This is a genomic window from Enterococcus sp. GPZ-007 (genome assembly GCF_059374735.1).
The window spans coordinates 182492-203907 of the sequence record NZ_JCAFYN010000002.1 but is presented as its reverse complement, the minus strand read 5'-3'; the positions used below and the strand labels follow the sequence as shown (position 1 = coordinate 203907).

Annotated in this window: 23 protein-coding genes; 6 read left to right on the top strand and 17 right to left on the bottom strand. The window is 41.8% G+C overall.

All coding sequences use genetic code 11. The annotated features are described in order from the left end of the window. Positions 1-273: 273 nt before the first annotated feature. Both AC4J95_RS02750 and AC4J95_RS02745 read right to left on the bottom strand, forming a co-directional pair. Positions 274-738, bottom strand: a complete 465-nt coding sequence (locus AC4J95_RS02750; RefSeq protein WP_494548509.1) for a VOC family protein — start codon at positions 736-738, stop codon at positions 274-276. 91 nt (positions 739-829) lie between these two features. Further along, positions 830-1420, bottom strand: coding sequence for a DJ-1/PfpI family protein (locus AC4J95_RS02745; RefSeq protein ID WP_494548508.1), 591 nt, complete (start codon positions 1418-1420; stop codon positions 830-832). Between the two features lie 142 nt (positions 1421-1562). On the opposite strand from AC4J95_RS02745, the gene AC4J95_RS02740 reads away from it, so the two are divergent. Further along, positions 1563-1979 (top strand): Lrp/AsnC family transcriptional regulator, encoded by a 417-nt coding sequence (locus tag AC4J95_RS02740; protein ID WP_494548507.1) that lies wholly within the window; start codon positions 1563-1565, stop codon positions 1977-1979. 41 nt (positions 1980-2020) lie between these two features. Here AC4J95_RS02740 and rsgA read toward each other — a convergent pair whose 3' ends face one another. From rsgA to AC4J95_RS02720, 4 genes are all read right to left on the bottom strand, one after another. Next, a complete protein-coding gene (gene rsgA, locus AC4J95_RS02735; protein WP_494548506.1) occupies positions 2021-3361 on the bottom strand; it encodes a ribosome small subunit-dependent GTPase A in 1341 nt (446 codons plus the stop codon). Between the two features lie 370 nt (positions 3362-3731). Continuing rightward, positions 3732-4064, bottom strand: coding sequence for a carboxymuconolactone decarboxylase family protein (locus tag AC4J95_RS02730; RefSeq protein ID WP_494548505.1), 333 nt, complete (start codon positions 4062-4064; stop codon positions 3732-3734). A gap of 115 nt (positions 4065-4179) precedes the next feature. Next, positions 4180-4560 carry a VOC family protein gene (locus AC4J95_RS02725; protein ID WP_494548504.1) on the bottom strand — a complete coding sequence of 127 codons (381 nt, stop codon included), beginning with the start codon at positions 4558-4560 and terminating at the stop codon, positions 4180-4182. A gap of 40 nt (positions 4561-4600) precedes the next feature. Next, positions 4601-5548 (bottom strand): LacI family DNA-binding transcriptional regulator, encoded by a 948-nt coding sequence (locus AC4J95_RS02720; protein WP_494548503.1) that lies wholly within the window; start codon positions 5546-5548, stop codon positions 4601-4603. 152 nt (positions 5549-5700) lie between these two features. On the opposite strand from AC4J95_RS02720, the gene AC4J95_RS02715 reads away from it, so the two are divergent. Then, positions 5701-5886, top strand: a complete 186-nt coding sequence (locus tag AC4J95_RS02715) for a hypothetical protein (RefSeq protein WP_494548502.1) — start codon at positions 5701-5703, stop codon at positions 5884-5886. 21 nt (positions 5887-5907) lie between these two features. On the opposite strand, the gene AC4J95_RS02710 is transcribed toward AC4J95_RS02715, so the two are convergent. Together AC4J95_RS02710 and AC4J95_RS02705 are read right to left on the bottom strand one after the other, a co-directional pair. Then, the gene (locus AC4J95_RS02710; RefSeq protein ID WP_494548501.1) at positions 5908-6576 is read right to left on the bottom strand and encodes an MmcQ/YjbR family DNA-binding protein; all 669 of its coding nucleotides are present in this window, start codon (positions 6574-6576) and stop codon (positions 5908-5910) included. Positions 6577-7041: 465 nt separating this feature from the next. Continuing rightward, the gene (locus tag AC4J95_RS02705) at positions 7042-7170 is read right to left on the bottom strand and encodes a hypothetical protein (protein WP_494548500.1); all 129 of its coding nucleotides are present in this window, start codon (positions 7168-7170) and stop codon (positions 7042-7044) included. 625 nt (positions 7171-7795) lie between these two features. Here AC4J95_RS02705 and AC4J95_RS02700 point away from each other — a divergent pair. The 3 genes from AC4J95_RS02700 to AC4J95_RS02690 all read left to right on the top strand — a co-directional run bounded on the left by AC4J95_RS02700 (position 7796) and on the right by AC4J95_RS02690 (position 12025). Further along, on the top strand, positions 7796-8296 hold the full coding sequence (locus AC4J95_RS02700; protein ID WP_494548499.1) for an NADH-quinone oxidoreductase subunit NuoE family protein: 501 nt from the start codon (positions 7796-7798) through the stop codon (positions 8294-8296). 90 nt (positions 8297-8386) lie between these two features. Then, complete coding sequence (gene nuoF / locus AC4J95_RS02695; RefSeq protein WP_494548498.1) at positions 8387-10264, top strand: NADH-quinone oxidoreductase subunit NuoF; 1878 nt, start codon at positions 8387-8389, stop codon at positions 10262-10264. Positions 10265-10276: 12 nt separating this feature from the next. Continuing rightward, positions 10277-12025, top strand: coding sequence for an NADH-dependent [FeFe] hydrogenase, group A6 (locus AC4J95_RS02690; RefSeq protein WP_494548497.1), 1749 nt, complete (start codon positions 10277-10279; stop codon positions 12023-12025). A 54-nt stretch (positions 12026-12079) separates the two neighbouring features. Here the strand turns inward: AC4J95_RS02690 and AC4J95_RS02685 are convergent, their stop codons facing one another. The 9 genes from AC4J95_RS02685 to AC4J95_RS02645 all read right to left on the bottom strand — a co-directional run bounded on the left by AC4J95_RS02685 (position 12080) and on the right by AC4J95_RS02645 (position 20685). Continuing rightward, on the bottom strand, positions 12080-12625 hold the full coding sequence (locus AC4J95_RS02685) for an ECF transporter S component (RefSeq protein WP_494548496.1): 546 nt from the start codon (positions 12623-12625) through the stop codon (positions 12080-12082). Between the two features lie 383 nt (positions 12626-13008). Next, a complete protein-coding gene (locus tag AC4J95_RS02680) occupies positions 13009-14004 on the bottom strand; it encodes a sugar kinase (protein WP_494548495.1) in 996 nt (331 codons plus the stop codon). A gap of 17 nt (positions 14005-14021) precedes the next feature. Then, positions 14022-14762: a 2-dehydro-3-deoxy-phosphogluconate aldolase gene (dagF, locus tag AC4J95_RS02675; RefSeq protein WP_494548494.1), complete on the bottom strand. Its 741-nt coding sequence runs from the start codon at positions 14760-14762 to the stop codon at positions 14022-14024. Positions 14763-14777: 15 nt separating this feature from the next. Next, complete coding sequence (locus AC4J95_RS02670; RefSeq protein ID WP_494548493.1) at positions 14778-15872, bottom strand: DgaE family pyridoxal phosphate-dependent ammonia lyase; 1095 nt, start codon at positions 15870-15872, stop codon at positions 14778-14780. Beyond that, entirely contained in the window at positions 15862-16968 is a 1107-nt protein-coding gene (locus AC4J95_RS02665; protein ID WP_494548492.1) for an amidohydrolase/deacetylase family metallohydrolase, read from the bottom strand. The genes AC4J95_RS02670 and AC4J95_RS02665 overlap by 11 nt, the downstream gene beginning before the upstream one ends. A 9-nt stretch (positions 16969-16977) precedes the next feature. Continuing rightward, on the bottom strand, positions 16978-18066 hold the full coding sequence (locus AC4J95_RS02660; protein WP_494548491.1) for a DUF871 domain-containing protein: 1089 nt from the start codon (positions 18064-18066) through the stop codon (positions 16978-16980). Next, positions 18063-18350 (bottom strand): hypothetical protein, encoded by a 288-nt coding sequence (locus AC4J95_RS02655; RefSeq protein WP_494548490.1) that lies wholly within the window; start codon positions 18348-18350, stop codon positions 18063-18065. The genes AC4J95_RS02660 and AC4J95_RS02655 overlap by 4 nt, the downstream gene beginning before the upstream one ends. Before the next feature lie 55 nt (positions 18351-18405). After that, entirely contained in the window at positions 18406-19758 is a 1353-nt protein-coding gene (locus tag AC4J95_RS02650; RefSeq protein WP_494548489.1) for a PTS sugar transporter subunit IIC, read from the bottom strand. A gap of 225 nt (positions 19759-19983) precedes the next feature. Further along, positions 19984-20685 carry a GntR family transcriptional regulator gene (locus tag AC4J95_RS02645; RefSeq protein ID WP_494548488.1) on the bottom strand — a complete coding sequence of 234 codons (702 nt, stop codon included), beginning with the start codon at positions 20683-20685 and terminating at the stop codon, positions 19984-19986. A 177-nt stretch (positions 20686-20862) separates the two neighbouring features. On the opposite strand from AC4J95_RS02645, the gene AC4J95_RS02640 reads away from it, so the two are divergent. Further along, positions 20863-21414: a DUF1349 domain-containing protein gene (locus tag AC4J95_RS02640; RefSeq protein WP_494548487.1), complete on the top strand. Its 552-nt coding sequence runs from the start codon at positions 20863-20865 to the stop codon at positions 21412-21414. Positions 21415-21416 lie beyond the last annotated feature (2 nt).

Below are 21416 nucleotides of genomic sequence, written 5' to 3'. Positions count from 1 at the left end.
ATCTCAAAAAATGAGTCCACTTTATTGACACAGATCCATACTTATAGTATAGAGTCACACGTAACGTGGGAGTCAATCAAAAATCAAAAAAAGTTTTCACAGGTTCTTTAACATTATTTTAGTAATGTTGTCATTAGTAATACAGAAGATGAATTTAGGAGGAATATATAATGATGAACGATGATTTAAAAATCAAAAAAAACTCAATACTTTCCAATAGTAAAGTGTTGAGTAGTTTTTCTTTCCAAATGTAAAGTATTTAAATTATTCCCTTTATTTCAACAGCCGTTCCACCATTTTTGGCGACATGAATGTTTTTTCAGATAGCTGTTCGACCGTTAAACCAGTCGCATGCAATCGTTTCATCATGACCTTCAAGTCTTCCCCAATCTCAATGATATGCTTATCTGGATCATAAAGCCGGACTACTTTTTGTCCCCACGGCATTTCCATATCTTCACCCACACGCTCGACATCCAAAGAGGCAATTTTTTCTAGAAAGCCGTCGAAGTCTTCCTCTTCAAAATACATCTCGGTATCATTGCCATGATACGTGAAAAAATCACTGGTACAATTCGTGAATGTCGACCATGAGCTTTCCGTTTGTAAAGATAGTCCACCAGTTAATGTCACATTTTCATCTAGGTCGGCAATTACACGAATCCCGATCACTTCGGTGTAAAACTTTTTGGCTTTTTCCATATCCTTGACTACTAGCATTGGTCCTTTAAATTTCATTCGGTTTCCTCCTGTCATCTTTAGTACAAAAATAATTTTATCATGACAGAGCTTTCAAATGCTCGCCAATTTTGCCCGAATTTGCGAGTTCTTAAAGAGAGAAGCCCATTCTTCTTTTTACTTCCTGTGTATTTTCTTGATCAGTCAGCTTCTCTAATAAAAGAAAAGCAACATCTAATGCCGTTTCAGGAGAGGAGGAAGTAATGATGTTGCGGTCTTCGACAATTCGCTCATCTGACTTAACCTGTACCCCTAATTCTCGCATTTGATCCTGTCGGGGATTATTTTCGAAGCGATAGGTCGTGCCTGCCCGATTCGTTAAAACACCGCTTTTGGCGACAGCCAACCCCGCGACACAAATAGCAGCGATTGGTTTCTCCTGTTGATTGAAATAACGGATAACGGTCAAAAATTCTTCGCTAAACGCATCTTCATAGAAGTTCGCTTGCTCAAATCCGCCGGGAATCGCTAATGCATCAAACTCAGCTAAATCAATTTCATCAAGCTGACGCATAGGAATACAAGAGTACCCCCAAGTACACTCTAAAACAGGATAAAATCCAACCGAAACAAGCTCTGTGCTCCGATCCCCTTCATAAAGATTCCAGCCAAACACATCGGTGAAAACACTCGCTTCGTAAGATTCAAAACCATTGGCTAATAATAATAAGACTTTTTTCATTTGACTTCCTCCCTTTCGTTTCATCTATGATAAAGTATAAATAATTGAATCGACAGTCTGTTTGTAAAGTCTTTTAGGCTAATCACTTTGCAAAAAGAAAGTTTTTAGGGGTTTTACTTAACATATGAAAGGTTGATGCAAAATGGATAAAACAGATAAAAAAATATTGAATCTGCTGAAAGAAAACGCCCGTGCTCCTTATAGCGAAATTGCTCAGCAAGTCTCCCTTAGTTCTCCTGCTGTAAAAGAACGCATCACTAAAATGGAAGAACAGGGCATCATCGACAAATACACCATTAATATCAACTATCAGAAGATGGGAAAAAGCATTACGGCTTTCATCCTATTTGAAACGGTCAATTGCAAAGCCTTTCGCGAATTTTGTGCCAAACAAAAAATGGTATTGAAATACTACCACATCGCTGGGCATTATAGTTATTTAGTAAAGGTCGTGGCTGATAACATGGAACATTTAGAGGCATTCATTGACGAAACGATGCGTTTTGGCACGCCTTCCACTCATATCGTTTTCTCCTCTGCCGCCAATGACTCTATTTAGAAAAAAGAAGCCGCTCAGAAAAAAATCTGAGGGGCTTCTTCTTATCCTAATTTAAACGGCGGATGCTTCAAGGCTTTTTCAGCTATGCCGATCAACAACTTCTGATTGTCATCCGCCGCGACGCGATTCGTTTTTAGCGTCCCACAATCTCGGCAGCGATGAATGATGGCCCATTCGCCATCTGCTTTTGACCAAATACTAATCGGTTCCATCTTTCCTTTACATAAAGAGGAACGATCGCCTGGCCGGTTGTCTACATGGAGACTAACCAAACAATGTGGGCAGTGATTGCGATGCTGACTGCCGGCACTTTCTGGATTCGCCGGCATGCCACATTCTTGGCAAATAAAACTTTCGGTACAGGCATTCATTTGATAATTATTTTTTAATTGACGCACAAATTTACTGATATCTTTCAGCCAGATCTCTTTTTCTCGTAAATAAGCCGTTTTATCATTAGTATATTTTGCTTCTGCATGAAGCTTCAAATAGCTTTCCCAACGATCTGGCGATAGTTCTTGATTACGCAACGCTTCTTTGACGGCACAGCCCGGCTCACTTTTATGGCGACAGTCGTTGAATTTGCATTTGCCAAAGTACGCTTCAACATCCGCAAAGCTTTCTTCCAGACCTTGACGAACATCCCACATGCCAACTTCACGCATCCCGGGAGTATCTATCAATTTCGTTCCATTATCCAACGTAAATAATTTGCGATGGCTCGTCGTATGGCGTCCGCGACCATCTTTTTCGCGAATCGTCTGTGTCTCCATCACTTCTTTTCCTAATAGGCGATTGATTAAGGTAGATTTTCCTACTCCAGAGGAACCTACCAATACGATTGTTTTGTCTGATTGAAAATATGGATCTAGTTCGGCAATTCCTTCACCTGTTTGCGCACTGATTGCGTGAACATTTGCTCCCAAGGCAATCTCTTGTGTCGCCTTGAGTTGGTCAGAATAACCTTTCACCTGATCCATTTTAGTCAACAAGATAATCGGTATTCCGCCTGATTGCCAGGCAAGTGTCAGATAGCGTTCCATACGCCGTAGATTAAAGTCATGAGTCAACGATTGCATGATGAAAATATAATCAAAATTGGCTGCGATCATTTGTTCTTTGCCATTAAAAGAATCTAGCCGTGACAACGCTGACGTTCGTGGCAGCGTCCGTAAAATAATACTTTGATCCGCTCCTCGCCAATCAACAGCAACATAATCACCAGTAGTTGGATAAACTTCTTGTTTATTATCATAGCGTCCACGCTTGACTCTGGCGAAGCCTTGACCTTTTTCAGTGGAGATTTCAAATAGATCTTTATAAACAGCTGTAATTTGTGCGATTGTTTCAGCTGGGGCGTTTCCGATAGTGTTTGAATTCATATAGTTGTTTTTCTCCTAATTTCATATTCTTTTCTCTCCTATTCATGTAAAATGCATTTACTTCCGATAGCATAGACCATTCTCCTTTTTAGATATTCATTTTTTCCAGAGATATCTGCCTCGAAAATAAATTCTTCACCTAAAAATAGACAAAAAAGACGATAGTCATACTATCGCCTTGAGAATACAAAAATACGATTCATTCGACAGATATCACTTCTACAAGCACACCAAATAAAACAACGTTCATTCGGCTATTCAGCTTATTGATTAGATACCTGTGACACTCACAAAACATACTCCATTCGTTATATAGGTGTTTGATTTATTTTCACCAATAGTATAGCAAAACGAAGAGAGAGAAATCAACCTAAACCTGATCATACTTCAATTCATCCAGCATCCACAAAATTTTCCGAGCAATAGGATACAGCACAGAGCCGCCTCCGATGACAGTCAGCTTGACCACCTCCAGCACTTCCGCTCGCGTGACACCTGCCTTTTGGCATTCCTCCAAATGGTAAAGGATACACTCTTCGCATCTCGACATGATCGAAATCGTCAAGCCGATCAGTTCCTTTTGACTCTTATCTAGTACATTGGCTTGATACGTTTCATTATCCAGTGCAGCAAATTGTTTAAAGAAATCATCTTCTTGTGCTAAACGCTCATTATACAATTTTCGTTCATTCTTTTGTTCCATTCGTACTCCCCTCTCTTTTTACTCTTTCAATCCTACTGCTGATTATTCAATTTTTCAAACTCGTTCTGCGACCAAAAAGCAGCAGCCGATTGTTCTTCGACTGCTGCTCGTAGTTTTAATCTGTTGTCAATTCAATCAAATTACCTTCTGGATCCTGAATCACTGCTTCATAATAGCCGTCACCAGTGGTTCTCGGTCCGTTCAATAACGGGAAGCCGTCAGCTAAGAATTGCTCGACATAGTTATCGACATCATCCTTTGTTCCCACAGAAATTGCCATGTGGGTATAGCCTAAACTTTCTGCTACACGATTTGATAGATGCTGTTTAGACGTCAGCTCCAAGCGGCTGCCTGAATCAAAGCTGACAAAATATGATTTGAAGCCGGTCCTTTTATTGTGGTAAAGCTCGGTACTGCTGACGTTAAAGTATTTTTCATAGAACGCCTTCATTTTTTCTAAATCCTTTGTGTAAACTGCTACGTGTTCAATATGCATCGTTAACTTTCCTTTCTTGAATCCATTTTTTGGTTAAAAGCTATCTTTTAATAAAGCGCGGCTCCAGCGCCACGTTTACCATCCCTTGATCTGATAAAATATAATCGATCACCGCTGAGCCCACTTCATTCGGTAAAAAATCAATCGTGGAAAAATTCAGCAACTGACTGTATGGCAGATTGCCCTCACCAATGATTTGATAGTCTTGCTTATGAGTAAAGCCCAATTCCTGCAAAGCGCTGATTATCCCAGCCGCTGTGTCATCGGCGTTTGCATAGATTACTTCAGGAATCGGCAGGACCTTAAAGGTTTCCTTTGCCCAATAATAGCCGCTGTCATAGCCTTCAATACCCGTAAAAAAGTTCTGTCCTTCAACTACTTTTCCAAAATACTTCTCATAGCATTCAGCTTTATCTTTGGCACTGGTGCTTTGAGAGAGATCTCGTTTATTCGTGAAAACAACCTTGGTAAAGCCCTGTTCCGCTAACTCCCGAAAAAGAGCATCATAGACCTTCTTTCGATCAGGATAGATCATGGGTATCTTAGGGTTCGAGACCTTTTCTGTGGAGACAATCCGTCCTCGTGATTTAAGCTTGGTCCAATTGTCTAAATTACTCGCGCGGGAAGACAAAATCAAACCGTCGATCATTCGCTTTTCCAGCAGGGAATAATACTCGTTCTCCGTCTTTTCATCATAATAGGTAGGCAAAAGCAGAACCTGATAGCCCTTTTCTCGCGCATGAAACAGCAAGCTGTTTACAAGACGATCATAACAGGAGCTGTTGTAGGGCAGCGTCACTCCCAGCGTGTAATTTTTTCCCATACTCAGTTTCACCGCATTGCCATTAACCACATAGCCGGTCTTCTCGATCGCTGCTTGGACCTTTTCTCTGATATCCTCTGAAACATATTGATGATTATTGATCACCCTTGAAACAGTGGTCTTAGATACGCCAGTCATTTCAGCGATATCGCGAATATTTGCCAAAGGAATCCCCACCTCCCTTTATCATATCTTACTTCCTCTACATAGAATATAAACTATGGGACGCGTCCCATGTCAATCATCTTTTCTAAATAAGTAAATTAACAACTATTAACCTCCAAAAAAAGCCCAGATTACATAAAAACGTACATAGTTTGCCCAAAACTCGCTATTTGACCAAAGTGACTACTCAAGCAACTATCCAAGCTGTTTATCATGAGTCAAAGGAATTATTAGAAAACCAAACAGAGTCGATCCTTTTCGAGCTGGAGATGTATCAGGATCAGTCTGCCACGGCTGAGCCAGCCTTCGAAGTTCGAATCCCAATTAAAAAGCAGTAGCCGATTTTTCAGCTACTGCTTTTACTTAACAGCCAACAAAAAGCTTTCATCAATGAGTGTTTTGATTTCCTCAAAGGGAACAGAACCATCCAGACAGACTGTTAACCAATATTTCTTATTCATATGATAGCCAGGAAAAAACTTCTGTCCGTCCACTAACGCGGCGACTTTTTCTGGCAGGTTTCTTAAATCCAAAATCTCAATCTGTTCATCTGATGGCAAACCTAGTTTGTTTTTTTGAATCGTTAATAAAGCCGCATACCATTTTTTTGAATCCTTCCTTCTAAAAATCGCGTTTCCAGGAGACTTAGCCCAGAGAAATTCCAATTCATCATGATACGTCTCTCGGATATAGTAGATGACTTCCTTTGCTGCAGCGCTTTGAAAAACTTCTGTATCGAAACAGCTCTCAGCAATGTCTTGGAGAATCGCCTGATATTCTGCCTTCACTGAACCAACAAACGAGCCACCAGCCGAAGTTCGATGCAGCACATACTCTTCGCCGCTGGCAATTTCGATCAGCTCAGTATCGATCGCCCCTTTGTTAGAGATTGAGATGGTCAACTTGAACTCATCGTCCATGATCTTGGTCTCATATATGTAGAGTTCAGTATTTTTCTTAAAGCCATAAGCCAGTATTTTCTTACGATTGATTTTCTTTCTTGTAAAAAATATGTCCTCCCGACTCATGAAGCTTCCACCCTCTATCGATTCATTTATTCTATTATATAGGAAGTTTTGACGCACAAGCAAAGAAAAACAAGGCAATCCAATTTCTCGTATTAAGAACACTCAATAAGCTACCTTGATCTATGAAACCACTGATCCTAAAAGTCCCCCTCATTATTCTTTCAATCCACAACAAGTAAAACTACCTCTCTTAGGAAATTTTCTCATTACCTCCCTTTCTTTTTACCCTGCCAAAAAACTGTTCACCAGCCTTTGATCTGCTTTCGTCATTTTTTTCTTCGATTTTTTCGATGTTAATTTTTCTTTTTGCTCATTGCTCCCTTCTTGCACTTCGCCTGCTGCGGCCATAGCTGGAGTTAGATTCTTTTCAATCGGTGGAGCGGAAGAATTGATCTTTTTTTTGGGTTCTATCCTTTTGAAAGATCGACAAAGTAGTCAGTATTTTCAATATTCTTCTAGTTTCCTTCACCGTGTTTTTCGAATCAGCATCACGTAGTCGCCACGTTTGCTTTTTCCCATTTGCATCCTCAAATAAAAAGAAAAATCACTCGTCGTCAGCACTACCCGCACGAGTACCGCAATGACATACTCCACGACAAAATCTGTATCCTAATAATACGATTCGATTTTCTTTTCCAAATTGACTCGCTTCATTGAAAATAAAGTTCGCTGCAGTTGCTTCGTTAACATACCTCACCACTCACTTCCCATTTTTATGCGATCGCTTACAATGAATATTCCAAAGCGATTTGCATTTACTTATACTCAAATCCATCATACGTCTAGAATTATTCCAATTCCAATCTAAAATTATTATTATTTTGAAGAAAATGCGAACAATAGCTTTTTAGTTTTTCTGTTCCAACTAGTCCTCACAATTATTTTAAAAATAACAACAAATTGAATTAGAGAGGAGAATTCACAGCCAATACTATATTATATTTCACTTTTTGAAAACCCATTCATTCTTTTTAATAACCACAGATAAATATTTTTTTGACTTTGGATCGTTCCCTTTATGGCTTATCCAGCTTTGATTTATCAAAGATAACCCTAGTTATTTCATGCGAGAACAGTTCTCATTCTCATTTGTCTATTTAATCACAAACATGACTTCATTTTTGATATACTTGTTCTATAAACAATAACTTTCTTAATTGGATGTATTGTGATCGTTCATGATTTTGATTAAGCGTCAGAAAGGAGGATACAGAGATATATGAGTACAGAAGTAGCGTTTGAGTTTATTGAAACAGAAAGTCAAAAACAAGAATTCCAAGCTTGCATAGAGGAATTGAAGGGACAGCGCGGTGCACAGATGCCGGCTTTGCAGGATGCACAGAGGATTTATGGCTATTTGCCGATCGAGGTTTTGAAAAGGCTTTCTACTGAATTAAAGATTCCGATGGAAGAGCTTTACAGTACAGCGACCTTCTATGGCCAATTTACCTTTGTGCCTAAGGGAGAGTACACGATCAGTGTATGTATGGGAACAGCCTGCTATGTTAAGGGCGCCGGAGACATTTTAGATTCCTATGCGACTGAGCTAAATATCGAACCTGGTCAAACAACGGCCGATCGAAAATTCACTTTAGAGTCTTGTCGTTGTATTGGCGCTTGTGGTTTAGCGCCTGTATTAACAGTCAATGAAGAAGTCTATGGTCGTTTGACGAAGAAAAAAGCCGACAAAGTACTAGTTACCTACCAAAAGCAAGAGTAGAAAACCATCGATCCTCCCTTTCCAAAAATATAAAAATTTTTGGAAATGTATTGTTGTTAAATAAAACTTCAAGAGTCAGGAGTAAAAAATATGAAAGATTGGAATGAGTTAAAAGAACTTCGAGACACCTATCGTCAGACGGTCACGATGCGTTTGGTTGATGCGGCAGCCGAAGACAAGCAATACGAGAAAGAGATTCTTGTATGTGCCGGAACTGGTTGTATTTCATCTAAGAGTATTGAATTTGTCGAGGCTTTGAAAGAGGAATTAGCGAAAAACGAGTTAACAGACAAAGTAAATATCGTTAAAACCGGCTGCTTCGGGCTTTGTGCCCAAGGACCGATCGTTATTATTTATCCAGAAGCGGTCTTTTATCATCATGTTCAGGCGAAGCATGCGAAGAAGATCGTCTCAGAACACTTAATCAAAGGAAAACTAGTCGAGAAATTATTGTATCATGATTCAGAAACCAAAGAAGTCATCAACAAACTGATGGACACACCTTTCTACCATAAACAAAAGCGAGTGGCTCTGCGAAACTGTGGACGTATCAATCCTGAAAGAATCGAAGAATATATCGCCTTTGACGGCTATCAAGCTTTAGCTACCGTCGTTAACGAGTATTCCCGTGACGATGTATTGAGTACGCTGGAAACTTCCGGCTTGCGGGGACGCGGCGGTGCCGGCTTCCCTACCTTCATGAAATGGTCCTTCGCCAAAGCGAGTCAGTCGGATCAGAAATATGTCATCTGTAACGCCGATGAAGGCGACCCGGGTGCATTTATGGACCGTTCTGTATTAGAAGGCGATCCACATGCAGTCATTGAAGCAATGGCGATCGCCGGCTATACGATTGGCGCAAATCAAGGCTACATCTATGTTCGGGCTGAATATCCAATCGCTGTCAATCGATTACGTATCGCCATCAAGCAAGCACGAGAAGAAGGCGTACTAGGCAAGCACATCTTTGGTAGCGATTTCTCGTTCGATTTGGATCTGCGTTTAGGGGCTGGTGCTTTCGTCTGTGGTGAGGAAACGGCCTTGCTGGAAAGTATCGAAGGTCATCGCGGCGAACCGCGTCCACGTCCCCCATTCCCTGCGGTCAAAGGTCTATTTGGCAAACCAACGATCGTCAATAACGTTGAAACTCTGGCGAACATTCCACAGATTATTCTCAAAGGTCCTGAATGGTTTGCTGGCTTCGGAACGGAGCAATCAAAAGGAACCAAAGTCTTTGCCTTGGGCGGTAAAATTCAGAATACCGGTCTGGTAGAGATTCCGATGGGAACGACTTTACGCGAAATCGTTGAAGATATCGGCGGTGGGATTCCTAACGGCAAGAAATTCAAGGCCGCTCAAACCGGTGGCCCTTCAGGTGGCTGTATCCCTTCTGAACATTATGATGTGCCGATCGATTATGAAAACTTGAAGAAGATCGGTTCGATGATGGGTTCCGGCGGATTAATCGTCATGGATGAAGATAACTGTATGGTAGACATCGCCAAATTCTTCTTGGAATTTACCGTGGAAGAAAGCTGTGGAAAATGTGTGCCGTGTCGGGTCGGAACCAAACGCCTGCTTGAACTATTGGATAAGATCACGATCGGTAAAGCAACATTGGAGGATTTGGATAAGATGGAAGAGCTTTGTCACCACATCCAAGAAAACTCACTATGTGGACTGGGACAAACCGCGCCAAATCCTGTGCTCTCTACCCTGCGCTATTTCAGAGAGGAGTACGAAGCCCATGTCTTAGAACGTCGTTGTCCATCTGGTGTATGTAAGAACTTGATCCAATATCGGATCCTGCCAGATAAATGTACCGGCTGTAGAGCCTGTGCGAAAGGTTGTCCAGTAAGTGCGATCAGTGGTGAAGTGAAACAAGTCCACGAAATCGATCAGTCGATCTGTACGAAATGTGGCTTATGTATTGATACTTGTCGCTACGATGCGATCACAGTCATATAGGAGGTGGAGCAAGTGAAAGAAGTTATGATTACCATCAACGGAAAAATCTGTACTGCTCCAGAAGGATCGACTATTCTCGAAGCAGCACGTGTAAACAATATTGAGATCCCTACCCTTTGCTTCTTAAAGGAAATTAACGAAATCGGTGCCTGCCGCATGTGTGTGGTGGAAGTTAAAGGTGCCCGCAGCCTAGTGACAGCCTGTGTCTATCCAATCAGTGAAGGCATGGAGATTAAAACAAATTCACAAAAAGTCTTCAATTCACGGAAAACTACATTAGAGTTGATTCTCTCTACTCACGAAAGAAAATGTCTGTCATGTATCCGCAGCGGAAATTGTGAGCTGCAAAAGCTTTGCAAAGAGTTCAATGTCGCGGATGAAGATTACTTCAATGGCGAAAACTGTGAATACGAGTTTGATGACAGTGCCGTACACATGGTCCGCAACAACAATAAATGTATCCTTTGCCGCCGTTGTGTAGCCGCTTGTTCGAAATGGCAGGCAGTTGGCGTAATCGGTCCGAATAATCGCGGATTTGACACCCATATTGGCAGCGCTTATGAACAAAACCTAAGCGAAGTGCCTTGTATTTCTTGCGGACAATGTATCGTGGTTTGTCCGACAGGCGCGATCCATGAAAAAGATCAGACCCAAGAAGTCTGGGATGCGTTGGAAGATCCAACGAAACACGTGATCGTTCAGACAGCTCCTTCTATTCGAGTAACCTTAGGTGAAGCCTTCAATATGCCGATCGGTACCAATGTTGAAGGGAAAATGGTCTCAGCTTTACGTCGGATCGGCTTTGATAAAGTCTTCGATACCAACGTGGCCGCTGACTTTACCATCATGGAAGAAGCCAATGAATTCTTGGAGCGGGTCGGAAACAATGGACCATTCCCAATGTTTACCTCGTGCTCACCAGGCTGGGTCAAATATTGTGAACATTATCATCCAGAATTGATTCCGAACCTGTCGACCTGTAAATCTCCGCAGCAGATGTTTGGTGCCTTAGCCAAAACGTGGTATGCGGAAAAAGAAGGCATCGATCCAAAAGATATCTTTGTAGTTGGAATCATGCCATGTACAGCGAAAAAATTCGAAGTCACCCGAGAAGACGAGGCCGCAGCTGGTTACTCTGACTGTGATGTTGCCTTGACGACACGCGAATTGGCTCGAATGATTGATAAAGCCGGTGTTCGTTTCGTCGAATTAGAAGACGAAGCCTTCGATAATCCATTAGGTGAAGCAACTGGTGCCGGTTATATCTTCGGTGCTACCGGTGGCGTTATGGAAGCGGCTTTGAGAACAGCTGCGGAAACATTAGCTGGTCATTCACTAGAACAAGTGGAATTCACTGAAGTTCGCGGAATGTCAGGAATCAAAGAAGCAACCTACGAAATGAGCGGCGCAACGATCAATGTCGCTGTCGCATCAGGAATCGGCAACGCGAAGAAATTACTGGAAAAAATCGAATCCGGTGAAAAATTCTATCATTTCGTTGAGATCATGGGCTGCCCTGGCGGCTGTATCAACGGTGGCGGACAACCGGTTCAACCAGCAGCCGTGCGCAACTTTGTTGACTTGAAAACCAAACGAGCTGCAGCATTATACGCGGAAGATAAGGACAAAGGCTTGCGTAAATCAAATGATAATCCGATTGTCCAAAAAATCTATCAAGAATTCCTGGAAAAACCAGGCAGCTTGAAAGCTCATCACATTCTCCACACCAGCTATCGCGATCGGATGAATGTAGGAGTTTAATAAAAAATGAGGACCCTAATCGAAATTAGATTAGGGTCCTCGTTTTTTAGTTTATTATCTCACTCTTTGACGATTCAATGCTTTAGAAAGAACTGGAACAACTAAGATTGATAAACCTCCGCCGATCAAAGCTGTGATTAATTGTGGGAATGAGAATGCGCCTGAGACCATCGCCGCTTTCGGTGCAGGCATTTTAAGCAGGATTGGAACAACGAATTGAACGATTGATAGATACAACACGCCAAACTTGGCAAGCGCTCCGACTAAGGTCGCCATCGCAAAGTTCATGACTCCTTGCTTTTTATTAATGCCGGCAATCAAATGCCAAATCGTTACCAAGACTGCATTACCAAGCGCGACACAAACCACAATCTGCGGGAATGCTGGCCCAATGCCAAACATAAAAGCAAATAATGGTGAAAGCAACGCAATGGTGAATCCACTAGCAAACCCGCCTGTTGTTACAGCTACAATCAAGATCAAGTTGACCAAAGAACCTGTTACTAAAGTGTTGCCTAACCCCGATGTCACTGCTTGTACCACGATTAATAAAGCTAATAATACCCCAGTCTGTGTAACCCATAGTGCTTTTCGATTCATACCTTCGGAAACCCTATTTGTTTAGCGATTCACAAATAGTTATCCTTCACTTCCCTTCTCATTTCAATTTAGGTACCTGTTTTACTAAAATACGCAATAATTAATAAATGCTATCCATTTCTACTACAATTGTACCAGATTCAACTAGCAGAAAGAAAACCAATTTTTGCGATCTTTTATTACTTATTCGCATAGAATGATTCAAAATAGTGGCAGTAACTGTCAACTAATGACGAAAAGGACAGAAATTCGAACGTTCACAATATTTTTTGGATTCAGTTTTCCGTATGCTATCCTTTCATCGAGTAATTGTTTAAAAAATTTTTGCGGTCAGATAAACAAAAAAAGTGAGCAACCAAAACGAGGCTGCTCACTTTTTATTCTTAGCGAATCAAATCAATCCCAGGATTCTCCAAAACGGTGAACACCTGCTCCTTCGTTGTCAACGGTACATCTCCGTGGATCGTATAAGCTAGCACGGCATTCATAGCTGCAAACTCAACTGTTTCTGCTAGACTCCAGTTTTCCGCATATCCGGTCAAAACACCGGCAGCGTAGGCATCTCCGGCACCGATTCGATCCAAGATAGTCAGCTCATGCTTCGTACTAACCGCCTGTGTTTCACGACTGTAAAGAAAGCCTTGCTGCTGTTTTTGACTCTTTTCGGAAAAGCGCTTTGTTCCTGCAAACCAATCAATCTGATACTTCTCCATAAATTGTAAAATCAATTCATCCGCCGTACCTGTCATCTCCATTTGAAGCAGGTCAGTCAGATCCCGCACACTGCCAAAGACAATATCGCAATAAGGCAGGATTTCTTCATACTGTTCCTTCATGAAAGCAACTTTATTCGGCTCAGTATTCAAGCTGGGACGAAAATTAAAATCAAAACAGACTTTTTTTCCAGCATCAGCCGCTTTTTTCGCCAAAGTATGGGCTGCATCTCGTGTCTCATCGGTCAAACTTAAGGAAATTCCGCAAATCTGGATCAGGTCATTTTCAGCAAGCACCTTCTCGAAATCATAAGCCTCATGATTGCTGACACCGAATGAACTGTGGTGACGATTTTGATAGGTTACCTGTGTTGGTCGTGCACCATACCCATTCTCCGCGAAGTAGCTGCCAATATGCTGATGGGCGAATGATAATAAATCAGTCTTGATCCCATATTTAGCAATCGCTGATTTAGCCACTTGGCCTAACCGATTATCTGGCAACACAGTCACTAAAGAAGTTTCATAACCAAACTGAGCCAGATTCGCCATAATGTTGACACCGGTGCCGGTGTAATCCATCCGCAATTCATTCGTTTGATCCAACAACAAATATTCTGGCGGTGATAACCGCAGCATCACCTCGCCAAAAGCTGCAAATTTCATTGGTAACTCCCTTCTTCTTACTTCAACGTATTCTTGCACATTTCAAGCAACGTTTTAACATCTTCAGGACGTGTATCACCCGTTTCAGAATCGATGATCGAGCTGTAAACATGGGGAATGATCTTTTTCACACCAGCGTCGACAGCAATTTGAACGATTTCTTCAAAGTTTTCTAAATCAATACCACCAGTTGGTTCCAAATAGAAATCATATTTGGCGCAAGCCTCCGCCACTGCTTTGAATTCTTCTTTATGAGCAAGGCCCTTCATTGGGAAATACTTGATTGAGCTCCCGCCCATATCTTGAAGCAGCTTGATCGCCGTTTCAATTGGAACAATCCCTTCTGCACCTTGGGAGCTCAAAGGTCCAGTCGCGATATTCACATAGCCGACTTTACCAGTTGGTGACACCAATCCGTTGATGACTGTATCAGATTGACCAAGCAACGCTCTCGATGTACCAACACCAGTGAAGACTTGGTTCACATGCTGCGGCTGTAATTCGCCCGAAATGCGGGAAACCATTTGACTCTGATTCGGATCACCGGCGCCCAATCCAACAGACAGAGCATTGTTGGTTGCTGCTTGATAGTTTTTCATATCAGCGATCGCTACTTCGTCACTCTCGTAATTCTTCGATAGCACACCCAAAACTACTTGTCCTTCTGCTGCTTCATAACAATCTTTGGCGTTCTCCACTGAGTTCGCTAATACATTTAAACAAATTCGATCTTCTAAATAATTTGGTTGTAGTGACATTTATTTGTTCCCTTCCTATTCCATAATCTCGCGTAAACGTGCTTCGATCATAATCATTTCATTTGCATTCACAGAACGGATATCAAATTCGATGATACCATTATTGACTTGATACTCTCGCGTATAAACAGCGGGTGATTCCTGCTTCAGCTCGGCGATCACTTCTTTCGCTGTATGACTGCCTGAAACATGAACACTTGCGCGATAGATATCACGGCCTGCGCCATCTTGAACAATCTTTGCAGTTAAGCCTTTGATTTGATTGACTGACTCAATGAATGGTGCCAATCTGCTTTGCATTGATTCCCCAGACTCACTGCCATTGGTCAAATAGTCTTCAATTGCTTGAGTAAAGCCTAGGATATTGTCTTTGCCGATCTTCATCGCTCTGCCGATCCCTTTGCCCTGCAAGCGAACCCACTCTATTTTATTTTTCTTACCGATCACTAAGCCAGCACTTGGTCCTTCAATCGCTTTTGCGCCAGAATAGATGACTAGATCAGCACCTGCCTTATAATAGAAGAATAAATCTTCTTCAGCCGCCGCATCCACGATTAATGGCAGCTGATTTCTTTTCGCAACAGCAGCTGCTTCCTCAACCGTCAGCATACTTTTTTGAACGGTATGATGACTCTTGATGTAAAGAATCGCCGCTGTATTTTCGGTGATCATCATTTCCAAATGGTCCGCTGAACACATATTTGCATAGCCGGCTTCGACAACTTTTCCGCCGCCTTGCTCCACCATCACCTCGACTGGTGTCCCGTAATCGACATTGTGCCCTTTCGGCAAAACAATTTCTCGTTTCGTGATTCGCTCAGTGTAGGGATGATACGCATGGTAAATATCCCCCTGCCCAATCACTGCCGCGACACTTTGAGCGATTCCCGCAGAGGCAGAAGAAACGATCTGCGCATCCTCCACCTGCAAAAGATTGGCGATATAAGCACCCGTTTTTTCGCTCAAATCAGCCATTTCAAAAAAATGTTCGCCGCCAAAGCGCTGGGCTGCCATGACTGATTCTGATACCTTCGAAACACCTAGGATCGTCATCCGTCCAGAGGCGTTGATGACTTCCTTTAATCCTAGCTTGTCTAAACTAATTGTCATAGATCTGACCTCCAATAATCGTTTCCATAGGAACAATTTCCTGTCTAGCTATCTGGGTATTTCCGTTGGAATCGATCAATTCTTTTTCTGATTCCTTGATCGTAAAAATCGTCAGATCCGCATCATAACCGACATCCAGTTTCCCTTTGCCTTTTAGGTGGAAATTTTCAGCTGGTCGTTCGGTTACTTGCTGGATGATCTCCTCCCAAGAATACCCTACCACGAAAAGTTTTTCCATCGTCGTGGCTAGATCATAGACGGGGCCGTTCTCTCTGTTACGCACATAGATGTCGGAGCTGATCGACGTACTTTTCATGCCTTCGTTCAAGGCTTGCTTTGCTACTTCGAAATTAAAGCTGTCGGTTCCATGACCGATATCGAAAATGATGCCTTTGTTGTAAGCTTCCCAAACAAAATCCTTGATTTGATGCTTCTCGCGGTCAAAAATCCCGTTTTCTTTGCCATTGAAGCAATGGGTCAGCACATCGCCATTTTCCATCAACTCCATGATTTCAGATAATTCCGGCGGAGCAGAACCCACATGAACCATTAGAGGCAGCTCACCGTATTCGCTTTGGAACTTTTTCGCGAGTCTCAGCGGTTCGATCCCGCTTGAACCAATCACCGTTTTACTCATACGAGCCTTCAAGCCAACGATAAACTCAGGAAATTTCTCAATCGCTGTTCTGACCGCATCCCGTTGAATTTTTGTCAGATCTGCCAGCTCATCCTGTTCCACGATGCCCCATTTTGAGATGTTCAACAGCGCATAGACATTCGTTTTCGATTTCTTGGCTAATTCACAAAAATCACCAATATTTTCAGCACCCGTCGTCCCAGCATCAATCACTGTTGTGACTCCGCGTTTTACTCCCACTTCATCGGGATAATCATAATACAGCGTCATCTTCTCATAGCAATGCACATGATCATCGATCCATCCTGGAGACATGTACTGATCTTCCGTCAAGACAAATTCACGTTGACTCTCACTATCAATACGATCTGCAATCTCAACTATTTTCCCATCAGAAATTCCAACTTCGAACTTCTGCCCATCAATCGTTTTGCCATTTCTTACAACTAAGTCCAACATATTTCGTTCCTACTTTTCTGTAAATTTAAATTTTGACCAAGCATGAATAAATGGTAATAAGATTTGCTCATCTGCAATAATCTGTCCCACTTTATTCTTGCGTAAATCCTTATGAGCCTCTAAAACGATTTGCAGCTCATTCTTATACTTGCCAAAGCCATCGTTGCCGATCACGATATCGCCTGGCTGGAATTCGATCTCATTGTCATGCGCTGGATTCGCTTCTTTGCTATAGAGTTTCCGCACATTTGTCGAACGAACCATTTGATCCGTGATATCGCCACGGCGGTAATGCTGTTCATTCAGCACGATTTGTTTTTCGACTTCATTGACACCAGAAACAAATTCAACAGACAATTCTGTTTGATAGCGATCGACTTCACCCATCGCCTTCAGCTCTTCTTCCGAAGCATAGGCATTGCCGATGATCACATCATCAATCAGCTTCGTCGCGAATAGATGCTTCGTTGCAGCTTCCACTGGCATATGACGATGCATTTCCAAGGTTGGCAACCCATCATTGATATCCCACGGACCAATATCGCCGACTTGTGAAGTAACAAAAGCCGCGGTTCTGATACCATGCGCTTTGAAACGCTCACTACATTTTACAAAGAAGTCAAATGGCAAAGCCGTTCCTTCCTGCGGATAAAAATTATGACAGCCATATAAGAAAGGCGTGTTGGCTTCATAGGTCAAGATATTATCTAAATAAGCAACATCATTACTCATATTCAACTCGATCGCCACGCCGAAAGGATTATAGGTCAACATCGCTTCTTTACTGCCGTCAAAACCTAAGTCCAAACGAATCCCGTCTGCACCTAATTCATGGAAGAAGCTCATATCATCATAAGAAATACCTAATTCTTCAAAAATATTCGGTGCGACGTCTAAAATGGTTTCATAACCCAAGTCTTTCGCAAAGAAGATCAGGTCTTTAAATTTCTTTTTAACGACTTCTTTACCTTCTGTGACCTCCAGCATACTCATAAAAATCCGACCAAAGCCATATTTATGAGCCAGTTCAATATATGCTTTATCCTGTTCGATATCACTATGATCCGGATAAACTGAAATTCCTAATACACGTTTCATACACTTTTCCCTCGTTCCATGTCATCAAATTTTGCGCGATATTTATAAGCGATGAGCGAAGCCGCGCAAACGGTCACGGTCATCACCAAAAATGACGCAATATGTAAAAGTACTCCTAATACGATCGCTGCGATAATCGCGCCTAAAGAGCCTAATAAAATATATCTAAGCTTCAATTCTTCCACTCTTTGTGGTAGCTTGCCTTTTTCCAAGTAGATATGGCTTGCGAAAAAAAGTAAAACTAAATAAATTAAATTCATAGTATCACCGAAGAGGATAGTCATCCGACTACCCTCTCAATCCTTTCTTATTTTAAAGAACGTTCGGACTTGCTTTTGACTAGTTAGAAGAAGTAGCACCTTGTAAAGCTGCCGCTTTCTCTTTTTTCGCTTGTTCTTCTGCTTCCAACTCAGCCGCTTCACGGGCTAATTGTTGTTTTTCAAATACTTTGAAGAATGGATAGTAGATACCCATCGAAATTCCGAAGTTCACCAGAACTAGGATCGCTGCACCAATGCTCCAGTCCGTACTCATCCAAGCGGCAATTGGCGCTGGAATCGTGAAGCCGTAACGAGCTACCATCATTGGAATCAAGCCTGAGACTGTTAAGAAGTACGATAATGTCGTTGTTACTAATGGTGCCAAGATGAATGGAATCCCAAGTAATGGGTTCATTACGATCGGAGCACCGAAGATCATTGGTTCATTGATGTTGAATAATCCTGGCAAGAATGATAAACGACCTAGACTCTTCAAGTATTTAGATTTCGAGAACATGAAGAAGACAACTAACGCTAACGTCGTTCCTGCTCCGCCGATCCAGATAAACCATTGTAAGAATTGTTCAGTGAAAATGTTTGGCATAGCATGAGCGCTTGCGCCGTCTGCGAAAGCTTCCATATTTTCAGCGATCGACAATTCCCAGAAAGGACGAATCACAGGACCCATAATCGCTGGACCATGAATACCAAGAACCCAGAAGAAACAGATCAAGAATACCGTCAACAACCCGCCAAACAAACTATTTCCAGCTAAAACATCTTTGAACGGCATCAACAGGTTACTCAAGAAACCATTGATATCAAAGCCGATCATATGACGAACAACCCAGAAAAGTAAAAGAATCGCGCCACCAGGGATCAAAGCCATGAATGAGTTCGTCACTTCAGGCGGAACACCGTCAGGCATTTTGATCGTAATGTTCTTTTCAATGAAAATACGATAGATCTCAACCGAAATAAGAGCAGTAACAATCGCGCCAAATAGTGATGCTGCGCCAAGATTGGCAATGTTGATATAACGACCAGCGTCGATCACACCTTCAACATTGTCGAAGACCCGTAAAGGCGGAGCCGCAGTCACTAGAAATGCCATAACTGACAAGATTCCAGCCGTTAATGAGTCCACCTTGTAGCTTTTTGCTAATTGAGAGGCAATCCCAAAGGTCGCATAAAGTGCTAAAATACCAACGGTGTAGCGAAAAGGAATGTCTAAAATTGCTAAATACGGTTCAATCATTGCGGCAATAGAAGGAATCGGGAAATTCAAGAAAATAGTGAAAAATGATCCAACGATCGTCAGCGGCATCGTCGCCACGATTCCCTTTCTGATTGCCATCATGTGTCGCTGCGTGCCGATCTTATTCGCGAAAGGCATCAGCTTTTGTTCAATCGTGCTAACTAATTTGTCCATTTTTCTACCTCCGTTTATAACGTTATAATGTTTACAGATGAAATAATAACACATCGATCCACTTTCGTAAACGCTTTTTTAATTTTATTTTTTTCCATCATTTAAGAAATTTTGATTATTTCCGCTGAAGCCATGATAGCTCAGACATTTCTTCAATGACCACTCCTTTCAGTAAAAAAAACATAAACAAAAAAGCTATGACATTATCGCGTCATAGCTTACTTATTAAGTCTCATATTCAATTTGATACGCATGGTTATTGGTATTGTAAAGAGCCTCTGAATATTCCACAACCTGCTCCTCATAATCATAGGACTTTCTGATTCGTTTTAAAGCCAGTGTCTCTTCTGTTTGAAGCAGCTGCTGTTGCTCCGAATTCAAAGGAATCGCGATGAAGTTATCCCTGAAGCGTTCAATATCCAGACCATTTTGATAAAGAATCCGATACAGTGATTCCTTCTCCAAGACCTTTTTGGTGACTCTTTTCAATCCAATCGGTAAAAAATGCTTAAAATAGATATAGGGCTTGTCCCCTAATAAATACATCCGTTCGAAGCAAACCGCCTCTGAGCCAAAATATTCGTATGCCGGGTCCGTTTCCTTAACCTTTACTCGATTGACCGATAAAACGACCTTTTCTACAGACAAATCTGAATTTTCAAGTATTTGCGTAAAACTGATAGCCTTTGATAATTTATTATAAGGACGTTCGCTGAGAACCGTTGTTCCTTTTCCGCTCTTTTTCTCCACATATTCATCCGCGGCTAATAGCTCAATCGCTTTTCTCACAGTGATCTTACTGACATCAAAAAGCTGTTCAAACTCTGTTTCTGTCGGCAGCATCGTTCCAACCGGATATTTACCGGAAAAAATATCTTCTTTGATCTTTTCCGCGACTTCTAAATACAGTACTCGAGTCTTCTTCATACCTTCCACCTTTCCCCATGACTGTTCTTCCTATCATAGAATAGCATTTAGAAGAACGTTTGCAAAGCTAGAGAATATTCAAATAAACATAATCACCCTGTTCAAAACACTTTGCCATAGCGAGCCGGACGTTTTTCTGCTACCATTTTGGTAAGACAAAATCTCAGGAGGCCTCTTATGGATTTAAAGAATTTCAAATGGACCCGTTTTCCAGAAAGCTATCGCCTAGCCGATGATAGAATCGAGATCATTTCAAAACCCCACACTGATCTTTGGCAAAACACCTACTACCATTTCCAAAATGACAATGCACCGGTTTTTCAAATGGAAACTGATGAAAAATTTTTCAGCTTCGTTGTAAAAACGAACTTTGAAGATAGTCATCAGCGCTTTGACCAATGTGGGATCGTCATGTATTTGGATAGTGAAAACTGGCTAAAAGGCTCCATCGAATATGAAAACGAAGACTATCAGCACCTAGGTAGTGTTGTGACCAATCAGGGCTTTGCCGATTGGGCCACCACGGAAATTGATGCCTCGATCAAGTCAATGTGGTATCGCCTAAGCCGGCGGGAGGATGATTTTTGTATCGAGTGCTCAACTGACGGAAAAGTTTTTCAACAAATGCGGATTTGTCATATGTTAAAGGGAAACGATAAAGTGCGTTTCGGTGTTTACGCGTGCTCTCCTGAAGCCTCTTCATTTAAAGCAATTTTTACCAATATGTAGCT

Bases quoted from the DNA above. Each gene is read 5' to 3' on its own strand.
- AC4J95_RS02750 (WP_494548509.1), bottom strand. From the start codon at position 738: ATGAAATTTAAAGGACCAATGCTAGTAGTCAAGGATATGGAAAAAGCC.
- AC4J95_RS02745 (WP_494548508.1), bottom strand. From the start codon at position 1,420: ATGAAAAAAGTCTTATTATTATTAGCCAATGGTTTTGAATCTTACGAA.
- AC4J95_RS02740 (WP_494548507.1), top strand. From the start codon at position 1,563: ATGGATAAAACAGATAAAAAAATATTGAATCTGCTGAAAGAAAACGCC.
- rsgA (WP_494548506.1), bottom strand. From the start codon at position 3,361: ATGAATTCAAACACTATCGGAAACGCCCCAGCTGAAACAATCGCACAA.
- AC4J95_RS02730 (WP_494548505.1), bottom strand. From the start codon at position 4,064: ATGGAACAAAAGAATGAACGAAAATTGTATAATGAGCGTTTAGCACAA.
- AC4J95_RS02725 (WP_494548504.1), bottom strand. From the start codon at position 4,560: ATGCATATTGAACACGTAGCAGTTTACACAAAGGATTTAGAAAAAATG.
- AC4J95_RS02710 (WP_494548501.1), bottom strand. From the start codon at position 6,576: ATGAGTCGGGAGGACATATTTTTTACAAGAAAGAAAATCAATCGTAAG.
- AC4J95_RS02700 (WP_494548499.1), top strand. From the start codon at position 7,796: ATGAGTACAGAAGTAGCGTTTGAGTTTATTGAAACAGAAAGTCAAAAA.
- nuoF (WP_494548498.1), top strand. From the start codon at position 8,387: ATGAAAGATTGGAATGAGTTAAAAGAACTTCGAGACACCTATCGTCAG.
- AC4J95_RS02685 (WP_494548496.1), bottom strand. From the start codon at position 12,625: ATGAATCGAAAAGCACTATGGGTTACACAGACTGGGGTATTATTAGCT.
- AC4J95_RS02680 (WP_494548495.1), bottom strand. From the start codon at position 14,004: ATGAAATTTGCAGCTTTTGGCGAGGTGATGCTGCGGTTATCACCGCCA.
- dagF (WP_494548494.1), bottom strand. From the start codon at position 14,762: ATGTCACTACAACCAAATTATTTAGAAGATCGAATTTGTTTAAATGTA.
- AC4J95_RS02670 (WP_494548493.1), bottom strand. From the start codon at position 15,872: ATGACAATTAGTTTAGACAAGCTAGGATTAAAGGAAGTCATCAACGCC.
- AC4J95_RS02665 (WP_494548492.1), bottom strand. From the start codon at position 16,968: ATGTTGGACTTAGTTGTAAGAAATGGCAAAACGATTGATGGGCAGAAG.
- AC4J95_RS02660 (WP_494548491.1), bottom strand. From the start codon at position 18,066: ATGAAACGTGTATTAGGAATTTCAGTTTATCCGGATCATAGTGATATC.
- AC4J95_RS02655 (WP_494548490.1), bottom strand. From the start codon at position 18,350: ATGACTATCCTCTTCGGTGATACTATGAATTTAATTTATTTAGTTTTA.
- AC4J95_RS02650 (WP_494548489.1), bottom strand. From the start codon at position 19,758: ATGGACAAATTAGTTAGCACGATTGAACAAAAGCTGATGCCTTTCGCG.
- AC4J95_RS02645 (WP_494548488.1), bottom strand. From the start codon at position 20,685: ATGAAGAAGACTCGAGTACTGTATTTAGAAGTCGCGGAAAAGATCAAA.
- AC4J95_RS02640 (WP_494548487.1), top strand. From the start codon at position 20,863: ATGGATTTAAAGAATTTCAAATGGACCCGTTTTCCAGAAAGCTATCGC.